7 protein-coding genes and 1 pseudogene are annotated in these 12,576 nt (G+C 59.1%); 5 read left to right on the top strand and 3 right to left on the bottom strand.

Annotation, left to right across the window (positions count from 1 at the left end):
- Positions 1 to 67: 67 nt before the first annotated feature.
- Positions 68 to 475: a transposase gene (locus tag FHW92_RS25205; protein ID WP_210428700.1), complete on the bottom strand. Its 408-nt coding sequence runs from the start codon at positions 473 to 475 to the stop codon at positions 68 to 70.
- An 853-nt stretch (positions 476 to 1,328) separates the two neighbouring features.
- Here FHW92_RS25205 and FHW92_RS25210 point away from each other — a divergent pair.
- On the top strand, positions 1,329 to 3,074 hold the full coding sequence (locus tag FHW92_RS25210) for an arylsulfatase (RefSeq protein ID WP_168606040.1): 1,746 nt from the start codon (positions 1,329 to 1,331) through the stop codon (positions 3,072 to 3,074).
- A 147-nt stretch (positions 3,075 to 3,221) separates the two neighbouring features.
- Here the strand turns inward: FHW92_RS25210 and FHW92_RS25215 are convergent, their stop codons facing one another.
- The gene (locus FHW92_RS25215) at positions 3,222 to 4,877 is read right to left on the bottom strand and encodes an aspartyl protease family protein (protein ID WP_168606041.1); all 1,656 of its coding nucleotides are present in this window, start codon (positions 4,875 to 4,877) and stop codon (positions 3,222 to 3,224) included.
- 506 nt (positions 4,878 to 5,383) lie between these two features.
- On the opposite strand from FHW92_RS25215, the gene FHW92_RS25220 reads away from it, so the two are divergent.
- From FHW92_RS25220 to FHW92_RS26295, 3 genes are all read left to right on the top strand, one after another.
- Positions 5,384 to 8,197, top strand: coding sequence for a DUF3857 domain-containing protein (locus FHW92_RS25220; protein WP_168606042.1), 2,814 nt, complete (start codon positions 5,384 to 5,386; stop codon positions 8,195 to 8,197).
- Positions 8,198 to 8,231: 34 nt separating this feature from the next.
- The gene (locus FHW92_RS25225) at positions 8,232 to 9,917 is read left to right on the top strand and encodes a hypothetical protein (RefSeq protein WP_168606043.1); all 1,686 of its coding nucleotides are present in this window, start codon (positions 8,232 to 8,234) and stop codon (positions 9,915 to 9,917) included.
- 462 nt (positions 9,918 to 10,379) lie between these two features.
- Complete coding sequence (locus tag FHW92_RS26295; RefSeq protein ID WP_168606044.1) at positions 10,380 to 11,102, top strand: helix-turn-helix domain-containing protein; 723 nt, start codon at positions 10,380 to 10,382, stop codon at positions 11,100 to 11,102.
- Between the two features lie 524 nt (positions 11,103 to 11,626).
- Here the strand turns inward: FHW92_RS26295 and FHW92_RS25235 are convergent.
- Positions 11,627 to 12,229, bottom strand: coding sequence for a TetR/AcrR family transcriptional regulator (locus FHW92_RS25235; RefSeq protein WP_168606045.1), 603 nt, complete (start codon positions 12,227 to 12,229; stop codon positions 11,627 to 11,629).
- A gap of 183 nt (positions 12,230 to 12,412) precedes the next feature.
- On the opposite strand from FHW92_RS25235, the pseudogene FHW92_RS25240 reads away from it, so the two are divergent.
- A pseudogene (locus FHW92_RS25240) lies at positions 12,413 to 12,576 on the top strand (electron transfer flavoprotein subunit beta/FixA family protein); the annotation flags it as partial.

The raw sequence follows: 12,576 nt of genomic DNA on the forward strand, positions 1-12,576 counted from the left end.
CCACCAAAACAGCCTCCACCGCATACGACGTACATAACGACGTCAATAACGACGTCGCTTAACATCGTCAGGCGGCCTCAATCGGGCCGTTACAGTCAAACGCCTTCATCACCCGTTTGAGCGTCCCCGTCTCGGTCAGGCGGTTGCGAAAATGCCGGATCGTGTTCTCGTCCGGCGTCCGGTCCCCAAGCGCGAGCCCCAGAAACCGCAGCCAACTCAGCCGATCCCGGATCATGAACTCCATCCGCGCGTCCGACAGATTGTGCTGCGCCTGCAGGATAAGGGCCTTGAACATCATCACCGCGTCAAAAGGCGGACGACCGCCCTTCGAGCCATCACCATAGCCCAGCCCCTCAACCAGCCAGGCCCGGAAATATTCAAAATCAACCGCCCGCTGCAAAACCTCGAGCGGATCACCATCCTTGCTCAGGGCCTCAAGGTGATCGCTCAAACTGAACAGGGACTTGGGATCCATCAGCGGGCTCCATGATCGTGCCCGATCAATGAATCATCATAGACATCCAAACGCCAACGGTTTTTGCGGGTCTCCAGCTAGAGATTTCAGTGTCCGAATTAGCCGCGAATCGGAAGGAGAGTCGTTCGATTCCGGCATTCGGGATCGAACCCAAATTAGAAGCAAGTCTGATGGACTTAGTGATGGTATAATACTAGCGAAAATATTTTTTTAATGTATAATCAGATACTTGCTGTGCCAATTCGATTCCGGCTCGGCCACCACCTTCTTCGCGGGCGTTCGCCCGTGATTGGACACCCCTGATAATCCGCCATATTCTGCCCTCCTTGGGTTCGCATGTGTTCGTCTCCGTTCCGGAACAAACACAGCAATCGGGGCCCAATGTGTGGGCCACTACCAGCCACCCCTGATAGCGTTTGGACATTGGTGCGGTCGGCAGGTGTGCTGCTGGCGTGGCGCGGGCTTGCCGCCGCCGCCTGGCGGTAACGCGCTATCCTCCCTCAGGTTTCGGCAGGCATTGCCCTTAGCTTTTGATCTGTCCACATCGGGCAAACCCTGTCGATCAGGTCATCCGGTATCGTGTTCCAAATTCCAGAAAAAGGTCAAACCAATAAAGGGGCTATGGTATGATGACGCTGGACTTCCCTTGGAAATGCTATAACTTGGCGCTCATAATAATGGAGAGATAAAGGCCGAAAATCAGTCGTCTCTGGGTTCATGTCCGGCCTGGCCGTGGCGGCAGGACGGCACTGGCACTGTGATTTGGACGTGTTTTTCTGACAAGGCTAACTTACCAATTTTTGCCAATCTATCTGCGCATCCTGCGAATGCGCCATGCATGGGAGTGATTTTGATGCAAGATCGTCGGACGTTCCTTTCGGGTGCCGCCAGGGTGGCGGGCGGATTGGCCATCGCGTCGGGCAGCGTCGCGGCGCAGGCGGCCAAAGCGTCCCGCCGCCCCAACATCATCCTCATCATGGCCGATGACATGGGCTATTCGGATATCGGCTGCTTTGGCGGCGAGATCGACACGCCCAACATTGACCGTCTGGCGGCGGGAGGGCTGCGTTTCAGCCAGTATTACAACGCGCCGCGCTGCTGTCCGTCGCGCGCCTCCTTGCTGACCGGTCTTTACCCGCATCAGGCCAATATGGCGATGATGACCGTGGACCACGGCCGCTATCCCGCCGCGCTGACGGCCTATGATTGCGATCTGAACAAGGACGCCGTGACCATCGCCGAAATGCTGAAGGGCGCGGGCTATACCACGATGATGAGCGGCAAGTGGCACATCACCCCGTTTCAGGAAACCGCGCTGGGCGAGAAGGTGGATGACAAGTCGAACTGGCCGGTGAACCGGGGTTTTGACAAATTCTATGGGTTCATCGGCGGCGTGTCGGATTACTTCACCCCGGCCTATGTGTTCCGCGGCGATCAGCAGATCGAGGAGAAGGACCCCAATTTCTACCTGACCGACGGCATCACCGACAATGCGGTCGATATGCTCAAGGATGCGGGCAAGGCGGGCAAGCCCTTCTTTCTCTACGCCGCCTATAACGCCCCGCACTGGCCGCTTCAGGCGCCCGAACAGACGGTTGCCAAATATCGCGGCCGCTATGCTCTTGGCTGGGATGCGCTGCGTGAACAGCGCCATGCCAAACAGTTGAAGATGCAGTTGCTGAGCTCGGCATGGTCGATGGGGCCGCGTGATCCGCGCGTGCCGGGTTGGGATCGCGCTTCGTTCAAAGCATGGGAAATCGAGCGCATGGCGGTCTATGCCGCGCAGGTCGACATCATGGACCAGGGCATCGGCCGCATCGTGGCGCAACTGGAGAAGATGGGCCAGCTCGACAACACGCTGATCTTCTTCATGTCCGACAATGGCGGCAATTATGAGGAGACCGACGAGGTCAAGCCCGGCGCCAAGCGCGAAATCTGGATGCCCGAGCGCACCAAGACCGGCGCCCCGGTTATCGCGGGCAATGATCCCAAAATCATGCCCGGACCAGCCACCACATTCCAGAGCTATGGCGGCCCTTGGGCCAATCTCAGCAACACGCCCTTCCGCCTTTACAAACACTTTGCCCATGAGGGCGGCATCAGCGTACCGCTGGTGGCGCATTGGCCCAATGGCATCGCTGCGCGCGGGGCCATCACGCATCAGGTCAGCCATGAGATCGACATTTTGAAGACCTGTCTGGATGTCAGCGGCGCCGAATTTCCCAAACAGGCGGTTTCGGGCAAGGCCCCCATTCCGCCGGAAGGACGCAGCCTTCGCCCCGTTTTCTCGGGCGGCAGGGTTGATGACCGAGGCATGTTGTTTTGGGAGCATGAAGGCAATTGCGCCGTTCGCGACGGCCAATGGAAGCTGGTTTCCGCCTATCCCAATACATGGGAGCTTTATGACATGGAGGCGGATCGCACCGAACTTCACGATCTGTCCGCCGCCCAGCCGCAGGTCGTTGTGCGTCTTGCCCAGGCCTATCGCGACTGGGCCGCGCGGGTGGGCGCGCAGCCTTGGCCCTTGCCCCAGACGCCTGCCGGGCAGCAAGGCGGCCAGTTGCCCTTGCCGAAGTACCTGAAGGCGGATCGGACATAGAATGCGCCGCACGCAAAATCATCGCGCGGAGGGCTGAAAAGGAGAGGGCGGCGCTGACCTGCCGCTCTCCTCTGCTCCCGGCCTCAAGACAAGGCCTTGACCGCAGCGTCGCCGCCCAATGGACAGGCCGCAAAGCCGAATTTCAGTTCACGATTTCGTGTTGAAACCATACCGGGCAAATTTATCCGCGATGTCGGGGGTCTGTTTGCGTGCATTGGCCATGTCTTCCGCGCCCGCCTCATTTTGGCCGATCGCCTGCCTGGCCCACCCGCTCATATACAGCGATGAGGCAAGTCCCGGTTGCTGAGCCAAAGCGGCATCATAATCCGCGATGGCGGCGGGGTAGTTCTTTTGCCGCAGATAGATCAAAGCGCGGCTGTCGAGATAGGATGGTCTGGCGCCGTCGCGGCGGATCGCCTTTGCGCAATCCGCCATGGCCATATCCAGTTCGACATTGGCCGCGCCCCGCGTCCAGCACCGCGCATTCAGCAATTCGCCCAGCAGCGGATCTTCGGCATGCAGGCGGATCACCTCATCGAGCATTTTCAGGCTTCTCTCCGGTTTCTGCAACTGATCAAACAAGGCGACCAGCTTCAGGTTTTCCAGTGATCCTGCCGGTATCAGCGCGCTGGCGGCCTCGGCGTCGGCAAGGGCGCCGGTCTTATCGTTTTGTGAAAGCCGGTTAAAACTGCGCGCGATCAGAAACCGGCTCTCTGTCGGAGCGAGTTTGACCGCGCTGTCGAAATCCACGGCGGCCGCTGCGGCATCGTGACGGGCCAGATGGGCGGTCGCCCGCATATAGTGATAATTGGCGGTATCGGGCTTTTTCCGAATGGCCTGGGTCAGATCGCCGATCGCGCCAACGGAATCGCCCCGCGTCAACCGCGCGGCGCCCCGCCGGGCATAGGCATCGGCATCGTCTGGCTCACCGGCCAAGGTGTCGATGTCCTCAGCGGGCCTGGCGCCTCCCGCCGATGCGGGATTATCCAGAGAAAAGACCGGTCCGCCATTGTAGGTCAGATAAATCAGGCGTTGCGTGTAGGACGCAAGCACATGGTGGGCCAAAAAGAAATCCGCCCCCAGAACCATATCGCTCAAGGGATCGAAACCTGCATCCATCACCCGAATGGTCGCATTGCGGATCTCTTCGCCGCCTATGCCAAAACTTGCCAGCCTGACATTCCATGACCGCCGCGCCTTGCTGCCTATTCCGGTTATGGCTTCATCCGGTTGCGCGGAGGAGTCCGATAGATCAAGTCCAGCCTTTTCCGCGGCCGTGCGGTTCAAGGTGCTGATCGAGGCGCCGGTGTCCAGCATGGCCCGCATCGTCTTGCCGTTGATACGGACCTGAACATAGAGATGCTTGTCATTGCTGTAGTCGCCCGGCAGCCAGTCGATGACGGATACCGCCTTGTCCCTGGCCCAATAGGCCAGATTGGTGTTTTCGCATTCCTTGGGGGCGAAGAGATTGACGTTGCCGTTGGCCAGATCATATTCGGTATCGAAAGATGCCAACAGGTTCAGCCCGATATACCCGGTGTCCAAGCTGTTGCCGACCACCAGAAAGCCGACATTCTTGATGTCGACGCCCGCAATGCCGAAGGATTTGATGGTCGTCTTTTGCGGCACCGCCGCGCCGCCGACACCGACCACGGTGAATTCGGACGGAGCAGCCTGCAGCGGCAGCCCCAGTTCTTTGGCGCGCGCCTGAGACATGACATTCAGGAACGCGCCGCTGTCGAGTGCAAATCTGGTTTGCTTGCCATTGACCGTGATCGGCACCGTGGCAAGTCTGCCTTCCATCGTAACGGCAAGCTGCGCAACGCGCCCCAATCGACATTCCGCAGCAGCGGGCGATACAATGGTGAGCGCACAAAACAGCCCGCAGGCCATGGAATCTCTCAAGCGCATCCACCCCACCCATAATTTATGTTTTTAAGGGATTCTTTCGAGCTTTACGCTATCAGGGGCATCTTATGCGACGTCGCGTTCAAATCAAGCGGCATGATCCCTTGTCCGCGTCGGTCTCGAAGCGGAACGTTGCACCAATGAAGGGACGCTTTCGGCTATCACGAGAGCGGCCCTCAATGTCGCCTATGGAGACTGTACCCGCTCCATAGCCGCTGCGGGAGTGGACTTATCCAGATCTGCGCAGCCCCAGATTGAGCCTGACATGGCGCTCACTATCCACTGGATAAGCAAAAATTTTTATGCAAATACTATACGGGTCGCGCTGATAATCGAAATCCTCCATCCATCTTGCCGGGATTCCCCTGATGCAGCACGACCTGAAAGCGCGGTTTTCGCGCATGCCCCTTGCAATCGCGCTGCTTGGGGGAACTTTCATCCAGACCTGCATTCCGGCCCATGCCGGAGATCAGCCCCTGTATCGCCCGGCTCCCGACTGGGTGCTGCCGGCTCCGGTTTCCCCCTCGGCCGACAAGGAAAGCGCTTCGCCGGTCCTGCGCCTCTATGATGTCCAGGCGCGGATCGACCATGGCGCGGTATGGACTTATGTAGCCACCGCCCGCCGGATCGATACGCCCGAAACCATGGCGCGTTCGGGCACACTCACGATTTCGTGGCGGCCGGACCACGGCGATCTGATTGTCCATGGGATCGAGATTTTGCGCGACGGCAGGAAAATCGATGTTCTGGCCTCGGGCCAGCATTTCACGGTTTTGCGGCGCGAGGCAAAGCTGGAATCGCTCCAGCTTGACGGATCGCTGACGGCAACCCTGCCGATCACCGGCCTTCAGGTGGGCGATACGATCATCAGCCGCTATTCTTTGACCGAAAAGGACCCCGTCCTGCTGGGGCGTGTCAATACGGCGGTGCCCCTGTTGCCGCAGCCGGTTCCGATGGGCTTTGGCCGCGCGCGCGTTCTATGGAGCGATACCGACAAGGTTCATTGGAAAACCTATCTGAATGATGTGACCGCCAATGAAAAATCGGAGCACGGCTGGCATGAATGGCAGGTGTCCATGCCTGTGGCCCGTCAACCCGATCCGGCCGCGCAGGCGCCCGGCCGGTTCACCCGCCCGCCTCTGGCCGAATTTACCGATTTTGCCGATTGGGCCGAGGTAAGCCGCACGATGGCCCCGCTTTACCGGATCGATGCGCCGTCGGCCGCCGTCAGGCCGGGCGGCGAGCTGGATCAGGAGATCGCCCGGATCGCCGCCGCCACCAGCGATCCTCGGCGGCGCACGGCGATGGCTTTGCAATTGGTGCAGGACAAGGTGCGCTATTTCGCGATTGCCATGAATGGCGGCAATCTGGTGCCGCAAACCCCGGAGCAGACCTGGAGCACACGCTATGGCGATTGCAAGGCGAAGACCTTGCTCCTGCTGGCCGTGCTTCACAAACTGGGTATCGAGGCGGAACCGGCGCTGGCCAACCTGCACAATGGCGATCTGGTGCATGATCGGCTGCCCTCGGTGGCGGCCTTCGATCATGTGATGGTTCTGGCCCATGTCGGCCCATCCGTGCTCTGGCTGGATGGCACCGGGCTTGGCAGCCGGGAGCCTGATCTGGACGATGTGGCAGCCTATGGCTGGGTCCTGCCGGTCAGAGCGGCAGGGGCGGATCTTATGCGGGCGCCCCTGCGCCCGCCCGCGCGGCCGCATATCGAGGTGCATACAGACATCGACATGCGCGCGGGCGTCGCCCTCATGGCGCCGTTCCAGATCAGGCTCCTGCTGCGCGGCTCTCTGGCGGGACAGCTCAATTCCGGGCTGGCCAGTCTCGATCCGGAAGGCAAGGCGCAGACCCTGCGCAGGGTGTTGGGCAGCGTGCGTGAGAACAGCATCTTCGTGCATCCGCAATTCACCTATGATCCGGCAAGCGGGTCGGGCACGATCGCCGCATCCGGGATCATTCCATCGCCGTGGAAACGGACCGACGGCCGTTACACCCTGCCGACAAACCTTGTCCGGCCGTCGCAATATCCTGATCGCTCGCGCACGATCTGGCAGGCCGTGCCGGTTGCGCTGGGCAATGCGCAGCATGTGGTGATCGAGGAAACCTTCCGCCTGTCCCGCGCGGGCAAGGGCATTGCCATGCAGGGGCAGGCCGATGCCCAGCGCTCGTTCCCGACCGGCGGCAGCGAAAGGGTGCAGGCCGAATGGCGCGATGGGCAATGGCAATTGTCGCTCCACAATCTGCGCAGCGGCGGCGAACTGGCGGCCGCAGACATTCCCGCCATGCGCAGGCAGGACGCCGATCTGATCGCCAGACTGCCATCGTTGCGCACCGATGCGGGCTATCCGGCGCCTTGGCACGACCTGGAACAGTCCCGGCGCGACCACCTTTTCGACCAGACCATCGCCACGCTGGACCAATGGGTCGCGGAAAAGCCCGATGATGCCGAACGCTACCGCGCAAGGGCGGCATTTTACGCCGAGATCTTCGAGCGGCAAAAGGCCATTGCGGATCTCACCAAGGCCTTGGCGCTGAAGGGCGACAAGGCTTTGTATCGGGAACGCGCGGGCCTGTATGAAGCGACAGGCGACAAGGACCATGCCGTTGCGGACATGACCAGCGCCTACAATCTTGATCCATCGGATCAGACGACGCTGGGCAGATTGGTTTTTGTCGAAACCTGGGCCGGGAAAAGCGACGAGGCACTTGCGCGTCTGGATGGCTTGATCGCCAACGGCGGCGACCGGGAACCGTTTCATCAGGCCAGAAAGGCTGATGTGCTGGCCTATCGCGGCGATGCGGCGGGCGCTTTGGCGGCCATCAATGCGGGTTTGGCCAAGAGGTCGGAGAATGCCGGCCTGTTGGTAAGCCGGTGCCGCCTCAAAGGATTGTTGAACACCGATCTCGACAATGCGCTGGCCGATTGCAATCACGCGATCCAGATCGGCGGCGCCGGGGCCACTTCTGCACTGGGGGTGCGGGGTATGCTCCAATGGCGTCTGCACCATTGGAAGGACGCCATCGGGGATTTGAATCAGGCGCTTGAACTCAATCCCAACCAGTCTTTCCTTTATCTGCTGCGGGCTCTGGCCGAACGGGATGGGGGCGATGGGGAAGCGGCGCGGCGCGATTGGTCCGCATCACGTCTGCTCAATCCGGCGATGGCCGAATATTACCGGCAATTCGGCTTGATCGGTTTCTGAAAACCTCTCCTCCAAGCTACCGGGAAGACAAACTTTGTTGCGCCATTCGTTTCTTGCCGCCCTTGCCCTTTTGCCCCTCGGCGCGTCTGCCGCGGCGCAGGAGGCGGGGCGCTCGGCCGCCGACATTCTGGTCAATGGCGCGGTAACCCCGCCGGGCAAATGGAACAGGGCCGAAACCGACCATTTCATCGTCCTGAGCGACGGCAGCGAGGCCGAATTGCGGCGAACCTCCGTCAATCTGGAAAAGCTGCAACATCTGCTGGCCCGGCTGTATCATATCGATCAGGCCCATGACGAAGTGGGCAAGCTGACCGTCACCCTGTTTGGCAAACGCAGCTTTTTCAAGGATCTGGGGCTGGTCAATGCGCGCTCGGCCGAAGGGCCTTATGGCGCGGGCCTGAGCGATCAGCGCTATTACGACCCGCGTGCGGATGGCGCGGTTCTGGCCGTGGCGCGGGCCGATCAGGTGATTGATCTCAACACTGCCGAAGCGCGCGAGCGCGATTGCGACAATGCGATGGAGAACGATCAGGACTGCCTTGATGCCGGACGCGTCAATCGTGAGCCGGTTCCCCGGCCCTGGACCGCGGCGCTTTATTCAGGCGTCGCCCAGCATTTCATTCTGGCGCATATCCCGTCGGCCTATCCGCGCTGGTATCTTGATGGGGTGGGCGCGCTGTTTTCGACCGTGGCGATGCGGGACGATGGCGCGGTCGATTACGCCGCCCCGCCGCTGTATTACAAGCAAGTGCTGCGCGCCTATGGTGCGGTCAGGATCGGCGACATTGTCACAGGCCGCTATCTGGAGCCGGGCTATCGACGGATGGTGTGGACGCCCTATCACGCATGGCTGACGGCGCATTTCTTCCTCTATTCGGGCCTGAAACCCGATCGGCAGCGCAGCTTTTCCAGATATATGTCGGCCATTGCCCATGGCACGCCCATGGCGCAGGCCGCCGTTGAGCTGGGCGATCTGCGTGTGCTTCAGCATGAATTCAACGTCTATCTGGAATCCGCGATTCTCTATGGGCGGTCAGACAAGGGCAGGGATCCGGGGCAGGACCCCATCGTCACCAACCTTTCGCCCGCACAGGTGGCGCTGATCGCGCCGCGCCTGCAGATGGATGCGCGGCTGGCGGAGGAGAATGCGGCGCGCCGGGAGGACTGGCTTCACGCCCTGCGCGACAGTCTGGCCCCGGCCGGAGATGCCGCCGAAGCCCATATGCTGATGGCCGAGGCGGAATGCCGCGATGGCCATGATGATCTGTGCCTTGAACAGGCCGAGGCCGTGCTGGCCCGGTTGCCCGACAATGCGCTGGCTTTGGCATGGAAGGGCATGGCGCTGGCCGACAAGGCGATCAACGGGTCGGCCGACAGGCGCTCGGCCGATCTGGCCTCGGCGCGGCAGATCCTGTCGAGCGCCGCGCCTGCCGATGCTAGGGCGGTCATCCCCCAGATCGCCTATTTCCGCAGCTTTACCAAGGCTGGGGAAACGCCGCCCCAGCAGGCGCTGATCGACATGGTCAAGGTGACAAGGACCAATCCCGCCGCTCCGGCCCCGCGCCTCTATCTGGCCGAGGAACTGGTGCGCGAGGGCAGGCGCGATCTGGCCAAGACCATTATGCTCCCGGTCCTCTATGGCGGCTATGCATCGCATGAGCAGGCTCTGGGCGCGCTTTTGCTGGAAAGTGGGGAAGCTGAGCGGGGCGGGTCGCGTTAAATCCCGGGGGCAACCGCCTTATGAATGAGCGGGCGTTTGCTGCATAATGAAGTGCCCTGTCGCCGCCGGGTCAAGGCAGCTTCGGCCTTGTCATAAAGATGCTCGATCACGTGCTGGGGATGGCGGATTGTTGCCGGCGAAACCGGTGGGCATGAATCGAAGTAGTGATTCGTTTTCCGGGGATTCGATGCCGGGATGCTTGGCTTTGCCGTAATCCCTACAAATGGGGCCTTGCTGAGAATTTGTCCAAAGGAAAATCGATTTCCAAAAATGAAGGCAAATCACTCATTTGGCTGTTGTTAAAAGATTTTTAAGATTAACCTAGTGGTTTTCCGTTAACATTTCCCTGCGCCATAGCCCTAAAAGTGAAGGTTTATAACGGTTCCCAATACAGGGCGCGAAACCATTTCCCGGGGCAAAAAGGGCATGACGGCAATAGCGAGGAGAGACGTGTGCATAAATGTGAATCAAGGAAATGATTCACATTCAAAGCCTGAGGAGCATCATCAGAAAATTTTCCCCGATGAAATGAAGGTAAGGTATCTTTCGTTCAATGACAGCGGGTCGGAGGAAAGAAAGGTTTGGTTGAGCGAAGTTTTTCATTTCTTTGAAGAATATTCGTATAGTGAAAATTCGACGAATTTCATTGCAACTGCATCATCGGAATATGACGCCATTTTCATCGGGGGGAATGACGTTCGCCGAATGATTCGGGTGCTCAAATCCTTTTCGCCGATACTGAAAAACAAGCTCAAGGTTTGTATTCTGGCCAATGCCACCCCGCCCAAGCGGGCGCGCGCCGTGGCGGCGGGCTTTGATGATGCTATCGATATTGAACGAACCTCGCCGGCAGAAGCTGTCTGGCGGTCGCGAGCCATGTGGCGGCGCTATGTTCAATCCCTGGAGCAGCATTTTCGGGATCGGCGCCAGGATAGTCAACTGATTGAAATCGCCGATATTTCGCGTCTTCCACGCCGGCACAAGCAGATCTTGCTGGGCCTTGTCGCAAGGAAGGGGCGCTATCTTTCGTATCACGAGATCAGTAATATAATAGGGAATGGCATTGATGAGGTGAGTGTGAAGCACATTCAGGTTCTCATCTGCCAAATCCGAAAGTTCCTGAACAAAGATTATAAAATAATCTGTGAAAAGCAGCGCGGCTACAGAATCATATTGGGGGGATGAGGTGGTGAATATGTCTGGAGTATCGTGTGTTAGGAAATCTATATAACATTTTCCGCATATATTTTTTCTGTTCCAGAGGGAGGCACAATAGAAACAGGAAAAGGACCCGCCATGATGGGGTCCATTTGATATCACGATGCAAGCATTGCGAAATCAGACTCTATCATAACCCGAATGGAACATGGGAAGATGTTCCAAGTTTTGTCCCAAAGGGTTATATTATACCAAGCTGATTTTGAATTTAATCAGAATTTTTATATTCCGCCCTGTATTAACTGTATTTCTTATATATAAAATCCTTGGAAGCATAAAGCCGGACTGACGTTATACTGTCCTTCACTTGACCTGATGGTATCGTCAGGCGCTTGTGTCGAAGGCGCGAGGACTTTATCTGGACATTGCCAAAAGATCTCCCCCGTTCTCGGCCCCAAGCCTGAGGACGTTTTTTGCGTTCGATCTTTCAAAATCGCTGATGCCGGCTTGTTTTTCCTCGACGCAGCCGTTGACCTCATGCGCTCAACTCTTCAGGCTTGCCCCGCGCGCATGATCGCGGCCACCTGGCGCCCGATGTCGGCGGGGCTCAGGCGGCCCGGGCGATACCAGTCGGTCGTGTGGTTGAGCATGGTGAGCAGCGTGTTGCGGTAGATCGACAGGTCGATATGCGGCGGCAGATCCAGTCCGGCGATGATCCGGGCAAAGATCGTCTCAAAAGCATCGCGCCGCTCGATCAGCAGATGGCGCAGCGGTTGGGGCGCCATGCGGAAATCATTCATCAGCGGCGTGGTCAGCGATTGCGGATCGAGCTGGATTTCCAGCATCGTGATGCAGGCGATTTCCAGCTTTTTCCATGGATCATCGATGGTGGCGATGGCCTCCTCGATTCGCGCTCCGGCCTGATCGAGCGCGTTGTTATGCAACTCGGCAAAGAGTGCATCCTTCGATTTGACATGGTGATAAAGCGAGCCGCCCAACACGCCCGCTTCCTCGCCTATATCGCGCATCGAGGTTCCGGCATAGCCTTTGGCCGCGAAGAGATGGGCTGCGATTTCAAGAATTTGTGCGCGACGGTTGCTGCCCTGCTCAGTGGGTTGGCGGCGGGTGCGCGGCGCTGGCTTCGCCTTGGTCATGCCGATGCCCCTTGCCCCGGCGCGATCTTGTGGGACGGCTGGACGGCGGTGTGGCAGCAGGGGGAGGGCAGAGCCAAAGTATGCTTCCTCATTTGACTGTAACAGATGTTTGGTATAGGCCTTGTTCAACGGCCATGCAAGCGCCTGTGAAATCGGGTGCTGGAAGGTAAGGGTGATGCAACCATGAAATGTTTGGTGCCGATCAAGCGGGTATTGGATTACAACGTGAAGCCGCGTGTGAAGGCGGATGGTACGGGTGTTGATCTGAGCAATGTGAAGATGAGCATGAACCCGTTTGACGAGATCGCGGTGGAGGAGGCGGTACGCCTGAAGGAGAAGGGCGCGGC

The sequence above is a fragment of the Novosphingobium sp. SG707 genome (assembly GCF_012275515.1).
Classification (GTDB): Bacteria; Pseudomonadota; Alphaproteobacteria; order Sphingomonadales; family Sphingomonadaceae; genus Novosphingobium.